Source organism: Brevibacillus sp. AF8, assembly GCF_021270385.1.
GTDB lineage: Bacteria > Bacillota > Bacilli > Brevibacillales > Brevibacillaceae > Brevibacillus.
In genome coordinates this window covers 248,522-265,605 of sequence record NZ_JAGQDN010000002.1, presented here as the reverse complement: position 1 = coordinate 265,605, position 17,084 = coordinate 248,522, and the positions used below count along the sequence as shown (strand labels likewise).

The window sequence follows — 17,084 nt, the reverse complement described above, 5'->3', positions numbered from 1 at the left end:
CGCATCCCCAGCTTGCCTCCCTTTTCCAATCTCATTACACCCACATTTTGGACACTGCACTTTAGGATTTTCCATTTTGCACCTCGCTTTTACTACGTCCTACCCATACAAAAAGACACTAGCAAGCAAATGCTAATGTCTTTTTAAGGATCGTGTAAACGATTCTCTACATCCTAGCTAATCTTCGCCTCAATCCGCAGCTTATCTGCCACCATGGCAATAAACTCACTGTTGGTCGGCTTCGCCTTGGTGTTGGAAATCGTATAACCAAACAAGCTGGAGATCGAGTCCAGATTACCACGGGACCATGCTACTTCAATCGCATGACGGATGGCACGTTCTACACGACTAGCCGTTGTATTGAATTTCTTTGCAATGTCCGGGTACAGGACTTTGGTAATCGAGCCGAGCAGCTCGACATCGTTGTATACCATTGTAATCGCTTCCCGCAAATACAAATAGCCTTTGATGTGCGCTGGAACTCCAATCTCATGAATAATGCTGGTGATGCTCGCGTCCAAATTGCGACCGCGGATTTGCAAGGTAGCTTGCGGTTTCACAGAAGAAACAAAAGAAGAGGCAGGCTTGGTTGTAATGATTTGACGGATGCGCTGAGCCAGCACCTCCATATCAAACGGTTTCAAAATGTAGTATGCTGCTCCCAGCTCTACTGCTTTCTTCGTAATTTCTTCCTGCCCGAAAGCAGTCAACATGATAATTTTAGGTTGAGGACTTAAGCGCATGGCCTGAATTTGCTCCAAAACAGCCAAGCCATCCAGATGTGGCATAATGATATCCAAAATTAATACATCGGGTACACGTTCCTGCAGCAGTCGAACTACCTCATTGCCGTTGTAAGCAACACCCACAACATTCATGTCATACTGGCTACTGATGTACTCTTCCAACAGATTCACAAATTCTCGGTTATCATCTGCCAACAACACTTCAATCTTGCTCAAGGTCGTTCCTCCTAACAATGGACGGTCTTTTGGAAAGAAGGTGGCGTTTTAGAAGTTAACAAATCTAAAAGGTTTAGTCCATACCATCTTTTTCTCTACAAAAATTATTCGACAAAGCAAATTCCATTCCTGCCAATGACGAAAGATTGAATGATTTAACTGATATTTCGACAAAGAATTCTTTCATTTCTAACCGATTCGTCAAAGGACTGCAAAAATCGGAAAAGCCGTCTCGCTTCGTTCGCGTGACGGCACTTTATTCAGGCAGCCTTGGTTGTATGGGTTCGGGATTCGGCTGTATCTCGGACATTCACGCCAGCATCCTGAAGCATCCATTCAATGTAGCAACCGTATCCCGAAGTAGGATCATTGACAAACACATGCGTGACAGCACCGACGATCTTGCCCTTTTGAATGATGGGACTGCCGCTCATCCCTTGTACGATGCCACCTGTCTTTTCCAAAAGGCGTTTGTCCGTGACTTTAATAATCATCCCTTTGGTTGCGGGAAAATGCTGCTTGACCACGTTCGCGATCTCAATATCGAACTCTTCTACTTTCTGACCTTCCACGACAGTAAGAATTTTGGCTGGCCCTTCCTCTACCTGCTCGGCAAGAGCGATTGGTAACGGCTCCTGATAATAGCTGCGTTTGGGCTCGTCCTTCATTTTGCCGAAGATGCCAAAAGGGGTGTTTTTCGTTATATTTCCAAGAACTTCACTTTCATTGTAGAAACGTGCAAATTTCTCCCCTGGGTTGCCACTTTGTCCTTTTTCAATCGATGTGACACTTGCTTGCACGATCTGGCCATCTCCTACGACAATAGCTTGACCAGTATCAACGTCGGAAATGACGTGCCCTAATGCCCCGTACGCTTTGGAATTTGGATCATAAAAGGTCAGTGTCCCTACTCCTGCCGCTGAATCCCGAATATAGAGACCCATACGGTATTCACTGTCTTTTTTATCTTTTGCTGGGTGCAAAGTGAGCGAAAGCTTTTCCTTGCCACGAACGACAAGCAATTGGACGGAATGATTCTTTTTCCCATTTTCGTTGATCAATTTCTTTACATCATTCATGTCGTTGATGTACATGTCATTCATTTTGATAATCATGTCACCAACGTGTATACCTGCCTGTTCACCTGGAGAAAACTTGTTTTTACCATCGTCTACTAAATGATGACCGACAACCAAAACACCCGCTGTTTGCAGCTTCACCCCGATTGACTGTCCACCAGGGTACAACCGCAGATCTGGCAATACATTTACTTTTACAGCAGTCAGCGGAATGTTATGCCACTTCACCTGCAATTGGGCTTCCCCAGCCCTACGCGGTTCTACAGACATAGGCCTGCTCAAATCAACGGAAACCTCACGCGCCTCTGTCCCGTTAACGTGCAAAATATCAGGATTGCTATTGATTAGCGTGCCCATTACCGGCACTGAGACCCGTAGTTGCTCGAGGGACCCTTCCATCAAACGCAATTCACGGGGAAAGGAGGACAGATCGCGGAACGGGGTGGAACTCACGACAAGCGCCGTGATGAGGAGAAGGAGACTTCCCATCCATTTTCTTTTGTTTTGTCGGATCACCAGTAATCACTCCTACCGTTCCCTACCTACACCTACAAAAACAAAACGGTCAGGTCCGTTTTGATTGACCGCAAGCGGTCATGAGGGACACCTCCACCTTGTGTACCTTTAATGTTGCCACCAGCCAAGCGGATTATGTCAGGAAAATAACCCACTCTGAACATTAGAAAGCCACGCTTCATCAAGTCCTTAGCGAGTCCATTTTTGCACTTTTTATCAACGAAAAAAGACTGCCAACCAAATTAGCTGACAGTCTTTCGTTCACGGCCGAGAAGGATCATCTCGCGTGCATGTTCTTCTGTTTTTGCTGTTACCTCTGCCCCGCTTAGCATACGAGCCAGCTCTGATACCCGTTCATCATCAGACAGACGATTCACCCGCGTCTCCGTTTCATTCTCGCTCATTTCCTTTTTGATCAGAAAATGAGCGTCTGCCATGGATGCGACCTGTGGCAAGTGCGTAATGCACAGGACTTGGCGCTGTCCAGCGACCCGGGCGAGCTTTTCTGCTATCGCTTGAGCTGCCCTTCCACTTACTCCTGTGTCGACTTCATCAAAAATGAGGGTCTCCACTTGATCAGTGCCCGCCAAAATCGTTTTAATGGCCAGCATGACACGCGACAACTCTCCGCCGGAAGCAATCTTCGCCAAGGGACGCAATGGCTCACCCGGGTTAGGTGAGATTAAAAACTCGATCTGATCCATTCCGTTCGCATCTACGAAGCGCTTGATTCCGTCGATTTCTACCCCGTCTTCATCCGGTGTCTGTCTGACGTCGATGGCAAAACGAGCTCGCTCCATGTGCAGTTCTTTTAATTGCTGCTCGATTTCTTGTGCGAGCTTTCCTGCACATTCGGAGCGAATAACTGACAACTCCAATGCTTCCACTGCCAAATCGGCTGCAAGCTCCTGCAATTGCTTTTCCACCTGCTGGAGGCGATCTTCGTAGTGATGCATGTCATCCAATTCATCCTGAATCGTTGCCGCGTACTCCAAAATATCGTCTACACTTTTGCCATACTTGCGTTTTAACGACTGGATTTGATCAAGACGGCGTTCTACTTCTGCCAGCTGCTCCGGTTCAAAATCCATTTGGTACGACAATTGACGAAGGTTATGCACCACATCTTCTATCTGATAGTATGCCGATTGGACCATTTCCAAAATCGGAACGAGCTGTTCTTCGTAGTTCACACCACGCTCAAGCTCACCCATCGCATGACCCAACCAATCCATGCCCTTTTGGTCACCATGCAAAGCCCGGTATGCATCTTGAATCGTTGAATAAACTTTTTCAATGTTCATCCACTTTTTCCGCTGCTGCATGAGCTTCTCGTCTTCACCAGGCGTGAGGGTTGCCGACTCAATTTCATCGAGCTGATATTGCAAAAGATCGATGCGCTGCACCAGCTCCCGATCATTGCGTGCCATGCGCTCCAGATCTTGCTTTGTCTTGCGGTACGCAGTATACAGGGTTCCATATTCTTGCTTCGCAGCTCCCAACGCACTTTCCCCATATGCATCCAGCCAATTGATATGCTTGTCTGACTGCATCAGCATATGCGTATCGTGTTGCCCATGCACCGTAACCAACCATGGCCCTAACTCACGCAGCATAGCGAGAGTTACGAGCTGGCCATTGATTCGAATGATACTTTTCCCTTGATTCGATATATCTCGGCGTACCACAAGCATACCGTCTTGCTCAATCTGGACGCCGACATTCTTACAGACGTCAAGTCCCGGGTGACCAGGCGGCAATTCAAACAGCCCTTCCACCTCTGCACGAGGCTCACCGTAACGGACAAAATCAGCCGAAGCCCGGCCTCCTAACAACAGTCCTAGCGCATCGATAATGATGGATTTACCAGCACCAGTCTCCCCTGTCAGGATGTTTAACCCTTTTTGGAAAGAGACCGTCACTGATTTGATGATGGCAAAATTTCGGATCGAGAGTTCCACTAGCATCGCAAGCGACCACCTTCTACAACATTTCCATTAAGCGTTTCGTCACTTCATTGGTATTTTCTTTCGAACGGCAAATAATCAGGATGGTGTTGTCTCCACTGATCGTCCCCATGATTTCTTCCCAAGGAAGGTTGTCAATCAGTTCCGCTACCGCATTCGCATGTCCCGAAAGCGTCTTCAGTACAATAAAATGATCGGCTTGGTCAATGCTAATAAAGGAATCCACAAGCATACGTTTCAGCTTTTGCAGTGGATTGAATTTTTGTTCAGCAGGCATTGAATACTTATATCGTCCATCAGGAAGGGGCACTTTTACCAAGTGTAGCTCCTTGATGTCTCGGGATACAGTTGCTTGCGTTACGTTAAAGCCAGCAGTCCGCAAGCGGTCCACCAGCTCATCCTGTGTTTCCACCTCTTGATTGCTGATGATATCCCGAATACGAATATGTCGTTGCCCTTTGTTCATATGGATTACTCCCATTCCCCTTGTAATTTCGTTCGTATTGCTTCGAAAAAGCCACCTTTTTTCCACTTAATCAGCGGGGTAACACACGGTGACTTTTTAATGTAAATATGATCGCCGCCCTCGAGTCGATAACCAAACTGCCCGTCAATGGACAATCCCATCTCTTGATGAATGGCATCCACTTCGACCCGGATCGTTTGATTGCCAGACAATACCATTGGCCGAGCCGTCAAGGAATGAGGAGCCACTGGTGTCAGTAATAGCATGTCCACATTAGGGGCCACTATTGGACCGCCTGCAGAAAGTGAGTATGCCGTTGATCCGGTCGGCGTAGAGACAATGACACCGTCTCCACTGAACGTCGCAACGTACTCATCATCCAGAAAGACTGCACATTGAATGATCCGGCAAAATGACCCTTTTGCAATCCCTATATCATTCATGGCCGTGTATGTCCCCAGCGTGATTCCTTTTCGAACCAAACAAGCTTCCAGCATGGCTCTCTTTTCAATGTCGTACTTTCCAGAAAGGAGATTGTCTACAGCCTGAGGCAGATGCTCCGGTTCCGCTTCCGACAAAAAGCCCAACGTGCCTAAATTAATTCCAAAGATTGGGATAGAGTGACCGGCAAGCTGGCGAGCAATTCTGAGTAGCGTGCCATCGCCTCCCAATACACAAACCAAATCCGCCTGCTTCCCCATCTCTTCTACAGATGCGCCCAGTTCCAGATGCCCAACATCTGAAGCAATATGTTCATCCAGGAATACTTGCGCCCCTCTGTCCTCAAGTAAATACAGCAGTTCCCGTGCAACGATACGTGCTTCGGGTTTTCCTTTGTTCGCTATGATTCCAATTTTCTTCACGTGGTCCACCCCAAAACTGGTTGGTTGGAAATCCTTCTTGAACAACCTCATATACAAGTATACAACTTCACATGCATAAATAAAAAGCCTCGATTGTGACAAAACTCCCGAGGCTTTGGTTTTTATCCTATTTCAAATTCGCATGAGCAGACGCAACTACCTCTGTTACGCATTGAAGCCAAGCTTCCGAATCCATGCCGCCCTCATTTTTCTGGACGTGCATAACAAATTCAATGTTTCCTTCTCCCCCAGTAATTGGAGAGTAGTCCAAGCCTTTCAGCGCGAAACCCAATCCACTGGCAAATTGGCCAATGTCAGTCAGCACGCTCTCGTGTACCTCAGGATCTCGGACGATTCCGTTCTTTCCGACTCTATCCTTGCCTGCTTCAAATTGAGGTTTGATCAGCGCAACGACGTCACCGCCATCCGTCAGAAAACGGTACAACACTGGCAAGATCAATCGTAACGAAATAAACGATACGTCAATCGATGCCGCGTTTGGACGTTCATGTTCGAAAGCTTCCGGGTCCATATGCCGAAAATTCGTCCGTTCCATGACGACCACTCGTTCATCCTGGCGCAAGCTCCACGCGAGTTGTCCGTACCCGACGTCAATCGCGTATACAAGGCGCGCACCGTTTTGCAGTGCACAGTCCGTAAATCCGCCAGTGGAGGCCCCGATGTCCATCATGACACGATCCTTCATGTCGATCTCAAAGACACGCAATGCCTTTTCCAGCTTGAGGCCACCCCGACTCACATACGGGTGTACCTCGCCCTTCACCGTAATCGCAACATCCTCGGCAAATTTGGTTCCCGGCTTGTCACAGCGCTCGCCAGCTACTTGCACAAGGCCTGCCATTACGGCTGCTTTTGCTTTTTCTCTGGTCTCATAATGGCCTCTTTCGACCAAGAGAACATCAATCCGTTCTTTTCTTACACTCATGCTTCCACTACGCCCTTCGAAATTGGCATCAAAGACCGGACACGAGCAGCGATATGATCAGCTGTGAGCCCTACCTCTTGCCGCTGTTCTTTCACACTTCCATGCTCAACAAAATAATCAGGTACCGCGATAACCTGTACATTCATGCCGTGATAGCCTGCACGACTGTAGCATTCAATGACAGCGCTGCCGAAGCCGCCCATTTCGCAGCCTTCTTCAACTGTAATAATATCGTAGCCTTCCTTCGCCAGTCGGAATAGAAGCTCTTCGTCCAACGGCTTGCAAAAACGCGCATTGACCAGCATCGGTTTGATTCCTTCTTCTTGAAGCTGATTAACAGCCGCCTCAGCTATTTCGAATACGTGACCGAACGAGAGAATCGCCACGTGTTTGCCTTCGCGTACAATCTCCGCTTTTCCGATTGGCAGCACTTGCAGCTCTTCATCCATTTTGACGCCACGAATCGGCAATCGCGGATAACGATAAGAAATCGGGCCTTCTTTATATTCCACTGCTGTCTTCATCATGTGACGCAGTTCATTTTCATCTTTTGGTGCCATAATGACCATATTCGGAATGATGCGCATGAATGCCACATCATACATGCCTTGGTGTGTCTCCCCGTCTGCTCCGACGAGCCCAGCACGGTCAACGGCAAAAATCACATGGAGCTTTTGGCGGGCGACATCGTGGATCAACTGATCATAGGCTCTTTGCAAAAAGGTCGAATAAATCGCAAAGACCGGCTTCAAGCCTTGCGTAGCCAATCCTGCCGCAAATGTACATGCGTGCTGCTCTGCGATCCCTACGTCAAATAGTCTGTCCGGGTACTTCTGACCGAATGGGATCAAGCCGGAGCCCGCTGGCATTGCAGGGGTCACAGCCACAATTGAATTGTCTTCATCTGCGAGCTTCATCATCGTATCCGCAAAAACGGATGTATACGTTGGTGCAGATTTCGGTGTATCGCCTGACTCGATTTTATACGTTCCGATGCCGTGCCACTTGACCGAATCGGCTTCTGCTGGCGCATAGCCCAGTCCTTTTTTCGTGATGGCATGGATCAATACAGGTCCTTTTGTATGCTTGGCTGTCTTCAATGTATCGAGCAACAGTTCCATGTTATGTCCGTCGATTGGGCCAATATACGTAAAGCCTAACTCCTCGAAAAGAACGCCAGATACGAGCAGATATTTCATGCTGTCCTTAAAGCGTTCAGCCATATGAGCTAATTTGCCCCCTACAGCCGGTATCGATTTCAACAAGCCTTCGACTTCATCCTTCGCCCACTGATAGTTCTCCGTTGAGCGAATTTTGCCCAAGTAGTTGTGCAGGGCACCAACGTTTGGCGCAATGGACATCTCGTTATCATTTAGCACAACGATGACATTCTTGCGCTCATGACCAATGTGGTTCAATGCCTCTAAAGCCATGCCGCCTGTCAGCGCACCGTCGCCGATCACAGCAACGACATGATTCTTTTCCTTTTTCAAATCCCGCGCAGTCGCCATCCCCATAGCGGCAGACAACGACGTACTGCTATGCCCGGTTTCCCAGACGTCATGCGGGCTTTCCACCATTTTTGGGAACCCGCACAGACCTTTGTACTGACGCAAGGTCGGAAACATCTCCCGGCGTCCGGTCAGCATTTTATGTACGTATGCTTGATGTCCGACATCCCAGATCAGCTTGTCCTTGGGACTGTCAAAAACATAGTGCAGCGCTAGCGTCAGCTCGACGACACCCAAATTCGGCGCAAGATGACCGCCTGTTTTCGAGAGCGTTTCGATTAGAAACTGACGGATCTCGGATGCCAATGTATGTAGCTGCGGTTGCGTGCACTTTTTCAAGTCTTGAGGATCATTTATAGTAGTAAGCAGCATTGGTATTCCTCACTTTCCACTGTTCGTTCTCCGGCGATTGTGCATGCTGCATATCAATCAAGCCACTAGAAAACCCGGCTTTCCTTATTGCTATAGCCGATTCCGCTTATTTTCAGCTTGATTCATTATAACGGTTTCTTAATAAAAACACCACTTTTCATCAATATATACGAATATGAAAGCGATATCTTGCATTTTCTGGTAAGATGATTTTGAATACATACTCCGAACAAAAGAGGTGGACGTCCGTGAAGTTCTCACAAATTCAGTATGAGCGCATGGATATGGACAAAGTTGAAGGACAATTCACGCAATTATTGGAAGCGTTTCAACATGCTGCAAGCTTCTCTGAGCAAGATGCGATCATGGCTCAATTGAACAAACTGCGACAAGAAGTGGAATCTGCGCGGCATGTCGCACAAATCCGCCACACGATCAATACAGAAGATCCTTTCTACAAAGCGGAACAGGACTATTGGGATGAAGCAACTCCTCTGTATACGGGAATCGTTTCCCGCTACTATCAGGCGATTGTCGATTCTTCCTTCCGCGCTGAATTGGAAGAAAAATGGGGTGCACAGCTGTTTCGCATTGCGGAGAGCACACTCCGTACATTTTCGCCGGAAGTCATCTCTGATTTGCAGGAAGAAAACCGTTTGGCGAGTCAATATGTCGCACTGAAAGCCTCTGCCAAAATCATGTTTGATGGAGTAGAGCGAAACCTTTCCGAGATGATTCCTTTTACAATTGCGAAGGATAGAGACATGCGCAAGCGCGCTAATGAAGCGAAGTATGATTTTATGCAGCAACATACGGATGAATTTGATCGCATCTACGATCAACTCGTCAAGGTACGCACACGCATTGCCAAAAAACTCGGTTTCAATAGCTTTGTGGAGCTAGGCTATGCACGCATGAACCGTACCGATTACAATGCAGAAATGGTAGCCAGTTTCCGCCGGCAAGTGCTCGATCACATCGTTCCCGTAGCGTCAAAGCTCGTCGAACGTCAGCGACAACGCATTGGTGTCGATACACTTGAGTATTACGATCTTTCCTTTGATTTTGCTACAGGGAATCCAAGCCCGAAAGGTCCGCCGGAATGGATTGTGGAAAACGGGAAAAAGATGTATGCCGAGTTGTCACCTGAAACGGATGAGTTTTACAACTTCATGCTGGATAATGACTGTTTAGATCTATTGAGCAAAAAAGGAAAGGCTACTGGCGGCTACTGTGAATACATCAGCCAATACAGGCTCCCCTTTATTTTCGCCAACTTTAATGGTACATCCGGCGATATCGACGTACTCACGCACGAGGCAGGACATGCGTTTCAGGTGTATGTAAGCCGAGATTTTGACGTCCCTGAATATCATTTCCCAACCTATGAGGCATGTGAAATACATTCAATGAGCATGGAGTTTTTGACGTGGCCATGGATGGAGCATTTTTTCAAGGAAGATACCGACAAATACAAATTCTCTCATCTCAGTAGCGGACTCCAGTTCATTCCGTATGGCGTGTCTGTTGATGAGTTCCAGCATGTTGTTTACGAGAATCCAGATATGACTCCAGCGGAGCGTAAAAAGGCTTGGCGTGAAATTGAGCGCAAGTACCTCCCGCATCGCAATTACGCGCAGAACGAGTATCTCGAGGAGGGTGGGTTCTGGCAGCAGCAATCGCATATTTTTCAAAGTCCCTTCTATTACATCGACTACACACTAGCCCAGATTTGTGCGTTCCAATTTTGGAAACGGTCACAATCAGAGCCAAAACAAGCTTGGGAGGATTATTTGACGCTTTGCCGCGAAGGCGGAAGCAAATCGTTCCTCGAGCTGGTACAGGTGGCGAAGCTTTATTCTCCATTTGAGGACGACTGCCTTCCATCGGTGATTGGCGAGATTGAACAATTTTTAAATAGCATTGACGATAAAAGCTTGTAATAGGTAGGTACGAAAAAAGCTGGCATTTCCCGCATGGGTTGCCAGCTTTCCTTTATTTATTGCGATCACGCACGTAGTCCGCCAAAGGACTGAGTGCAGAATTTTCGATTCCCGCATCTGAAAGCGCTGCTTTTGCCTCCGCAATCAATTCGTCAAGACGCACCTTCGATTCGGCTAGACCAAGAAGCGATGGATACGTCGCCTTTTCCCGATCTGCATCGCTGCCAACTGCTTTCCCCAGCTCTTGGGCATCCCCTTCCACATTCAAGATGTCATCCTGAATTTGAAAAGCAAGCCCAATGCAAACTCCATAGCGCGTCAATGCTTCCATTTGGCCTTCGGATGCTTCTGCGAGGTAGCCTCCCCCGCGCAAGGCTGCGATTAAGAGGTCACCCGTTTTGTGACGATGGATAAATTCGAGCTGATCCAGGTTAAGGCGCTTGCTCTCTCCTTCGATATCAGCCATCTGTCCGCCGACCATGCCAGTTGCTCCTGCACGTTTTCCCAGCTCCGCAATCAGTTTTACGGTAGTAGCCGCTGAAACATCAGCTCGATCCATGTAAGCTTCTGCAATGTAAGCGAACGCCCTCGTCAGTAAGGCATCTCCAGCGAGAATGGCTGTTGCTTCACCGAATACTTTGTGATTGGTCGGTTTTCCGCGACGAAGATCATCGTCGTCCATCGCAGGGAGATCATCGTGAATCAAAGAGTACGTATGTATCATTTCCAAGGCAGCCGCAAATGCCACACCCCGTTCAATCGGCTTGTCCAGTGCTTCGAGGACCGCCAAAACCAGCATGGGACGCAACCTTTTTCCGCCTGCCATGAGCGAATACTTCATGGATTCGTACAAGTTTTCCGGAACTCCTTGCTTCTCAAGAGCTGGCAGGAGTCTTTGTTCTATATAGGCGGTCTTCTCCACTAAATAACTCTCGAATGTATGCACGCCGATCATGATTCTCCTTCCACACGAAAAGCCTTCTGCTTTACCTGTCCGTCTTCTTCCACCAACTGGGTAATCTTCGCTTCGATTGCATCCAGCTTTTGGCCACAAATTCTGGAAAGAGTTACTCCTTCTTGATATAGAGTAATCGCTTCTTCGAGAGGTATATCTCCTTCCTCAAGTCGATTGACGACTTCTTCCAGGCGTTTCATCGCGTCCTCGAACTGCATATCAGTCTCTTGTTCTGTTTTCTTGCGAGCCACTCTGCTTCTCCTCCTCCCGATTCACTTTTTCCACTCGCGCAGTCGCACTGCCATCACTTAATCGTACCATGATCTCGTCGCCAGGGGCAAACTGTTCCACCGATTTCACGAGTCTGTCATTGGTGTATACGAGTGAGAATCCACGCTGCATGACCTTCAGCGGGCTCAGTGCTTCCAGTGTCGCTATGCGAGCTGCAAATGCCATTCTTTTTTGATTGAGACGGCCCAGCATCCGTTCGTCCAAAGTGGAGCGGAGTTTAGACAGATTTTTTCTTTTATCCCCGATTTGATCAGCGAGGCGATAGCGCTTGATCTGTTCGTCTAATCGCGTATAGCGTTCGCGTCTTCTGTCCAGCAAGTGCTTCATCGATTGACGCATCCGCAAATGTGCCCGATCCAATCGTTCTGCGGCTTCCTCCAGCCTCCGCTCTGGTTGGCGCATCGCATACGAATTGCTCAAGCGTATCAAGCGGCTTCTCTGTTCTGTCATGGTACCACGCACTGCTCGATGCATCCGTATTTCTAGCTGCCGTACTCTTTCCACCCACTCCAAATAATGCGGTACAGCCAATTCGGCTGCGGCTGTCGGTGTTGCTGCCCGAACATCTGCTACGAAATCGGCGATCGTCACATCCGTCTCGTGTCCTACAGCAGAGATGACGGGGATGAGTGATGCGGCAATTGCTCTCGCTACGTTTTCATCATTAAACGCCCACAACTCCTCGATGGAACCACCACCGCGCCCTACAATGAGAACATCAATGTCAGGCTGATCGTTCATGATCCGAATAGCGGAAACAATCGATGCAGGTGCATCCGCACCTTGGACAACGGCTGGTGATAGTACGATCTCTGCTTGCGGATAACGTCTGCGAATTGTCGTGCAAATATCTCGGATAGCAGCTCCTGTCGGAGAAGTGACGACACCGACACGTTTGGGAAAACGCGGGAGCATCCGCTTCCTCTCCGCTGCAAACAACCCTTCTTGAGCCAATTTTTCTTTTAACTGCTCAAATGCTAAGTAAAGCGAGCCAATTCCGTCTGGCTGCATCTCTTTAGCGTAAAACTGATATGCACCATCCCGTTCGTATGCAGAAATAGACCCTCGTACAATCGCTTTGGCTCCTTCTTTGGGCAAGAAACGCAGGAAGCGGTTATAACTCGCAAACATGACGACTTTGATGCGTGACTGCTTGTCCTTTAGCGTGAAATACATATGGCCGCTGGAATGATGGGTAAAATTGGAGATTTCCCCTCTCACCCATATATCTTGAAGGTGGGGTTCCTTTTCCAGCACCAACTTAATATAGCGATTGAGATCACTGACGGATAAGATATCTTGTAATGCCATGCGGCCCCTCCTTTACAAAAAAAACTTGGCTTTGCCGTGCATGCAACAAGGACTATGCAAAAGAATGGATAAAGCTTATGCCTTATCCATTCTATAATAAGTTGCCGATTTTCTTCTATTGTTTTGCTTGCTTTTTCGCAGCCGCAACGGTATTTTTCAACAGCATCGTAATCGTCATCGGACCAACGCCGCCAGGAACCGGGGTGATAAAGCTAGCCACTTCTTTGACCTCGTCGAACTTGACATCTCCAACCAGCTTACCTGATTCGATGCGATTCACACCAACATCAATGACGACAGCGCCCGGTTTAACATGCTCTTTACCGATCATATGAGCCCTTCCGGTTGCTACGACGAGGATGTCTGCCTTTTGAGCGTATTCCTCGAGATTTTGCGTGCGAGAATGACACATGGTTACCGTAGCATTTTCCTGTTGCAACAGCAATGAGACCGGCTTACCAACGATGTTGCTGCGTCCAATCACCACCGCATGTTTGCCTGCCATCGGAGTGCCTGTGCGCTTGATCAATTCAATAATCCCGTGCGGTGTGCAAGGAAGCATCGTCTCATTTCCCAATACCATGTTTCCTATGCTAATCGGATGGAAACCGTCCACATCTTTTTCTGGAGCAATGGCTTCAATGACCGCATGCTCTGAAATATGAGCGGGAAGAGGAAGCTGAACTAAAATCCCATGAACGTTCGGGTTTTCGTTTAACTGTTGAATGATCACCAACAATTCTTCCTCTGTGATGTCAGCGTCCTTCATAATGATCTCGGATGAAATACCGACTTCCTCGCAGCCTTTTTCCTTCCCCCGTACATATGAGTGTGAAGCTGGGTCGTCTCCAACAATAACAACGGTCAAACCCGGTACGATCCCTTGCTTTTTCAATTCAGCTACTTCGTTCGCCAATTCGGTCCGAATACTCTGTGCTACTTCTTTTCCCTGGAGAATGGTTGCAGCCATGGAGAAAATGCCTCCTTTATTAACGTCGATACGTTAAGTGTACCGATTTCCCCCTCAACTGTAAAGCCGAATTATAAAAAGTTCTCATTTATTTAACGTTCGCCTTTTGCTTCATCCACCCCAACATAGCGACTCCATAGGCATTATCACCGGAGTAAACGGGGTCACAGAAGTACAGCTTCGCCTTAACGGCAGGGTGTTCAAGTCGTTTGATCAGTCGCTCACGTATGTAATAATTAGCAGCTACTCCGCCGACAATCAAGATGTCCTTCGGGTAGCCTTGCTCTACTGCATGGCGCAATGACTTCTCTAGCGTATTGGCAATACATTGTTCTGTCGCTCGCGCAATCTCAGCAGGACTTGTACTCCCCTTCTCCACTTCCCGCAAAAGCGATGCTTCTGGACCAGAGAAACTAAAGGAAAGACCGTCAACTGCCGAAGAAATCCGAAACGCTCCTGTTGCTCCCTTTGCTAACTGCTCCAACGCGGGACCTGCAGGAAAGGACAGACCGAGTGCCACACCAATCCGATCGACCAGTTGACCTGCGTGCAGATCAATCGTCCCACCGATTTTCTCAATGGCATAACCGGCTGCATGACGCTCACACAGCAGCAACTCACTTGTACCTCCAGACAAATGTACAGCCAAAAATCGGTCTTCTGTCGGGCGTACCTCAGCGGAGTATTCCCCTGCCGCGATATGTCCCTCTTGATGAGTCGTCAAGTGCAGAGGAACGCGCAAGTAAGTCGCCAACGATTTTGCCAAGCCCTCTCCTACCTTAAAAACAGGCATATATGATCCGTCTTGTGGACGCGGCTTCTCGCTCACACAAATCGCTGCGATCTCGTAGTCCTTCCACTTCATCTCTTCACTTAATTCCGGCAGGTTCATCACATGCTGAAAGACGGCTTCGGATTGTTGCAGTCCGCGCTTGCCCTCCTTTACTTTCAGAAGGCGTTTTGCTTCTGCGACAATTCGGCCGTCTTCCTCAGCCAAGCACAGTGATGTCCGGTAATTGCTCGTGTCGATTCCCAACATTACCTTACTCATGCTTGTATCTCCTACCTATTACGCCTGCTTGGTTTCACGTGATTGCAAGAAGCTCGACAACACACCGTTTATGTACCGGTGGGACTGCTCGTCGCTAAAGAGCTTCGCGATCTCAATCGCTTCGTTCATCACGACTTTGTCTGGTGTGTCTTGCTCAAACATGATCTCGTAAAAAGCCAGACGAAGAATAGCGCGATCTACATTGGCGATGCGTTCCAATTGCCATCCACGCAGATACTTCTTGATTTCTGAATCAATCTCGGTCAAGTTTTTCAATACACCATCGAGGAGATAACGCAAATACTGTGCATTTTCCTCGGATTCTTCCATGACGAGGGCAACCGCATCAGTTAACGGAACCTCTGCCATATCGATTTGGAAAAGACATTGGACTACTTTTTCTCGTGCTGTTCTTCGTTTCATACCATTCATTCACCTACTAATTAAAATGAGCTCGGACTTTCTTTATGTCACCGAAACTTGCCTGGCAAAATCTTGTCGAGTATTTCGCGCAAGTCTTCTTTATGATCGAGCTTGCGTCCAATATAATAACCCGTCCCGACAAACACAACAAAAACCAGTGTATCCCAAAATCCCACGAGAAGGTAGATGATGCCTAAAAAAAGTCCGGCAAAAACCCCCATTAGCTTCCCCTTGTGTTCCCACATTAACTCCCGCATCATTTACTTCACCTTCTATTCCACACGTTTACGAGCCGCGTAGTTTTCCTGCTGAGCTACTTCCGTCACGACAATGGCCACCTCAGAAATGACAACACCAGCAATCCCCTCGACTTGCTCCTTCACGTCAGCCTGTAGCTTCTGTGTCAGTTCGGGCAATGGCGTTTCTCCATCTACCGAAACACGCAGGGTGATAATATTGCCGCTCTCGAGTGCTTTTACTGTCGTTTTCATATCGCGCACGCCTTTCACTCGGCGGGCTGCACGCTCCGCAATGGTCTGGATCGTCTGAATCGTAATGTTGACCTCACCCAAATCACTGCGCTGACGGATTCCCCGTTCTACTTTAGGCTTGTTAGAGCGGAAAGAACTGAAAAAGAAGCGAAGGCTGACTACGAGGAAAATGATCGCGACAATGAGATAGGTGATGTTCGTACCCGCCAGCATCTGATCCACATATGGACGGAAAAAATCTTGCGGGATCAACCCGCTGGTAGCTGCTATCGCGATGCAGGACAAAACAATGAGCGCAAAGCTGTAAATCGTCAAGATAAAGCGGTCAAACAAGTTCACAAGCACCTCTCCTTTCAGCCATGTTTGAAAAAGGAGACAAACACGGCACGCTCCGGAAAACTCCATGAATTTACGCTCAAAACCTAAACAAAATCAATGTTTTCAAATGAGGAAAATGCCCCCTGTTCGTAGGGGGCATCCATCCGCTGCTTGTTAGCGAACGCGCTGGTGTTCTTCAACCGGTACTGGTGCCGGTACTTTTTCTTCTGCTTTCAGCTCAACATCAACGATATGTACGTTTACTTCCACTACAGAAAGACCTGTCATGCTCTCAATCGCATTGCGTACACTATCTTGAATATTTCGAGCGACTTCCGGGATGCGATGTCCGTATTTGACAATAATCGAAACATCCACCGCCGCTTCGCGGGAGCCAACCTCTACACGCACACCACGTGCTATATTTTTACGGCCTAAACGTTCAGCTATTTCTCCTACGAAACCGCCGCTCATTTGTGCCACACCTTCTACTTCGGACGCAGCCATGCCGGCGATCACTTCCAACACTTCGGGAGCGATCTGGACCTTACCAAGTTCTGTTCTATCTAAGTCTGGAGTAAACTCTTCCATGCTTCGCACCTCCCTCTAATTTGTAATTCATTATAACAAGCACACCGTATTTTTACAA

17 protein-coding genes are annotated in these 17,084 nt (G+C 48.0%); 1 reads left to right on the top strand and 16 read right to left on the bottom strand.

The annotated features are described in order from the left end of the window. Nucleotides 1-173: 173 nt before the first annotated feature. The 7 genes from spo0A to dxs all read right to left on the bottom strand — a co-directional run bounded on the left by spo0A (nt 174) and on the right by dxs (nt 8,682). Nucleotides 174-962 (bottom strand): sporulation transcription factor Spo0A, encoded by a 789-nt coding sequence (gene spo0A / locus KB186_RS04390; protein ID WP_007720793.1) that lies wholly within the window; start codon nt 960-962, stop codon nt 174-176. Nucleotides 963-1,222: 260 nt separating this feature from the next. Further along, the gene (gene spoIVB / locus KB186_RS04385) at nt 1,223-2,557 is read right to left on the bottom strand and encodes a SpoIVB peptidase (RefSeq protein WP_173609595.1); all 1,335 of its coding nucleotides are present in this window, start codon (nt 2,555-2,557) and stop codon (nt 1,223-1,225) included. 242 nt (nt 2,558-2,799) lie between these two features. Beyond that, nucleotides 2,800-4,524, bottom strand: coding sequence for a DNA repair protein RecN (gene recN / locus KB186_RS04380; RefSeq protein WP_173609596.1), 1,725 nt, complete (start codon nt 4,522-4,524; stop codon nt 2,800-2,802). A 16-nt stretch (nt 4,525-4,540) separates the two neighbouring features. After that, nucleotides 4,541-4,990, bottom strand: coding sequence for a transcriptional regulator AhrC/ArgR (ahrC, locus tag KB186_RS04375; RefSeq protein WP_007720787.1), 450 nt, complete (start codon nt 4,988-4,990; stop codon nt 4,541-4,543). 5 nt (nt 4,991-4,995) lie between these two features. Then, on the bottom strand, nt 4,996-5,853 hold the full coding sequence (locus tag KB186_RS04370; RefSeq protein ID WP_173609597.1) for an NAD(+)/NADH kinase: 858 nt from the start codon (nt 5,851-5,853) through the stop codon (nt 4,996-4,998). A 127-nt stretch (nt 5,854-5,980) separates the two neighbouring features. Next, a complete protein-coding gene (locus KB186_RS04365; protein ID WP_173609598.1) occupies nt 5,981-6,799 on the bottom strand; it encodes a TlyA family RNA methyltransferase in 819 nt (272 codons plus the stop codon). Next, nucleotides 6,796-8,682, bottom strand: coding sequence for a 1-deoxy-D-xylulose-5-phosphate synthase (gene dxs / locus KB186_RS04360; protein WP_232773161.1), 1,887 nt, complete (start codon nt 8,680-8,682; stop codon nt 6,796-6,798). The genes KB186_RS04365 and dxs overlap by 4 nt, the downstream gene beginning before the upstream one ends. Before the next feature lie 248 nt (nt 8,683-8,930). Here dxs and KB186_RS04355 point away from each other — a divergent pair, with 248 nt between their 5' ends. Beyond that, a complete protein-coding gene (locus KB186_RS04355; protein WP_232773160.1) occupies nt 8,931-10,625 on the top strand; it encodes a M3 family oligoendopeptidase in 1,695 nt (564 codons plus the stop codon). Between the two features lie 52 nt (nt 10,626-10,677). On the opposite strand, the gene KB186_RS04350 is transcribed toward KB186_RS04355, so the two are convergent. From KB186_RS04350 to KB186_RS04310, 9 genes are all read right to left on the bottom strand, one after another. Then, a complete protein-coding gene (locus tag KB186_RS04350; protein WP_173609601.1) occupies nt 10,678-11,580 on the bottom strand; it encodes a polyprenyl synthetase family protein in 903 nt (300 codons plus the stop codon). Continuing rightward, a complete protein-coding gene (xseB, locus tag KB186_RS04345) occupies nt 11,577-11,831 on the bottom strand; it encodes an exodeoxyribonuclease VII small subunit (protein ID WP_048032540.1) in 255 nt (84 codons plus the stop codon). The genes KB186_RS04350 and xseB overlap by 4 nt, the downstream gene beginning before the upstream one ends. After that, entirely contained in the window at nt 11,800-13,182 is a 1,383-nt protein-coding gene (gene xseA, locus KB186_RS04340; protein ID WP_232773159.1) for an exodeoxyribonuclease VII large subunit, read from the bottom strand. Before xseA ends, xseB begins: the two co-directional genes overlap by 32 nt. Nucleotides 13,183-13,297: 115 nt before the next feature. Further along, nucleotides 13,298-14,152: a bifunctional methylenetetrahydrofolate dehydrogenase/methenyltetrahydrofolate cyclohydrolase FolD gene (folD, locus tag KB186_RS04335; protein WP_232773158.1), complete on the bottom strand. Its 855-nt coding sequence runs from the start codon at nt 14,150-14,152 to the stop codon at nt 13,298-13,300. Nucleotides 14,153-14,240: 88 nt separating this feature from the next. Further along, nucleotides 14,241-15,203: a tRNA (adenosine(37)-N6)-threonylcarbamoyltransferase complex transferase subunit TsaD gene (locus KB186_RS04330; RefSeq protein ID WP_173609604.1), complete on the bottom strand. Its 963-nt coding sequence runs from the start codon at nt 15,201-15,203 to the stop codon at nt 14,241-14,243. An 18-nt stretch (nt 15,204-15,221) separates the two neighbouring features. Next, nucleotides 15,222-15,626: a transcription antitermination factor NusB gene (nusB, locus tag KB186_RS04325; protein WP_088907127.1), complete on the bottom strand. Its 405-nt coding sequence runs from the start codon at nt 15,624-15,626 to the stop codon at nt 15,222-15,224. A 47-nt stretch (nt 15,627-15,673) separates the two neighbouring features. Then, entirely contained in the window at nt 15,674-15,886 is a 213-nt protein-coding gene (locus tag KB186_RS04320) for a DUF2273 domain-containing protein (RefSeq protein ID WP_012686029.1), read from the bottom strand. A 12-nt stretch (nt 15,887-15,898) separates the two neighbouring features. Next, nucleotides 15,899-16,456: an alkaline shock response membrane anchor protein AmaP gene (gene amaP / locus KB186_RS04315; RefSeq protein WP_173609605.1), complete on the bottom strand. Its 558-nt coding sequence runs from the start codon at nt 16,454-16,456 to the stop codon at nt 15,899-15,901. A gap of 153 nt (nt 16,457-16,609) precedes the next feature. After that, nucleotides 16,610-17,026 (bottom strand): Asp23/Gls24 family envelope stress response protein, encoded by a 417-nt coding sequence (locus tag KB186_RS04310; RefSeq protein WP_012686027.1) that lies wholly within the window; start codon nt 17,024-17,026, stop codon nt 16,610-16,612. Nucleotides 17,027-17,084 lie beyond the last annotated feature (58 nt).

What these genes read in the sequence shown, in the direction of transcription:
- nusB (WP_088907127.1), bottom strand. Translation starts at nt 15,626, where the DNA reads ATGAAACGAAGAACAGCACGAGAAAAAGTAGTCCAATGTCTTTTCCAA.
- dxs (WP_232773161.1), bottom strand. Translation starts at nt 8,682, where the DNA reads ATGCTGCTTACTACTATAAATGATCCTCAAGACTTGAAAAAGTGCACG.
- KB186_RS04310 (WP_012686027.1), bottom strand. Translation starts at nt 17,026, where the DNA reads ATGGAAGAGTTTACTCCAGACTTAGATAGAACAGAACTTGGTAAGGTC.
- folD (WP_232773158.1), bottom strand. Translation starts at nt 14,152, where the DNA reads ATGGCTGCAACCATTCTCCAGGGAAAAGAAGTAGCACAGAGTATTCGG.
- KB186_RS04365 (WP_173609598.1), bottom strand. Translation starts at nt 6,799, where the DNA reads ATGAGTGTAAGAAAAGAACGGATTGATGTTCTCTTGGTCGAAAGAGGC.
- KB186_RS04330 (WP_173609604.1), bottom strand. Translation starts at nt 15,203, where the DNA reads ATGAGTAAGGTAATGTTGGGAATCGACACGAGCAATTACCGGACATCA.
- KB186_RS04350 (WP_173609601.1), bottom strand. Translation starts at nt 11,580, where the DNA reads ATGATCGGCGTGCATACATTCGAGAGTTATTTAGTGGAGAAGACCGCC.
- KB186_RS04320 (WP_012686029.1), bottom strand. Translation starts at nt 15,886, where the DNA reads ATGATGCGGGAGTTAATGTGGGAACACAAGGGGAAGCTAATGGGGGTT.
- ahrC (WP_007720787.1), bottom strand. Translation starts at nt 4,990, where the DNA reads ATGAACAAAGGGCAACGACATATTCGTATTCGGGATATCATCAGCAAT.
- recN (WP_173609596.1), bottom strand. Translation starts at nt 4,524, where the DNA reads ATGCTAGTGGAACTCTCGATCCGAAATTTTGCCATCATCAAATCAGTG.
- xseA (WP_232773159.1), bottom strand. Translation starts at nt 13,182, where the DNA reads ATGGCATTACAAGATATCTTATCCGTCAGTGATCTCAATCGCTATATT.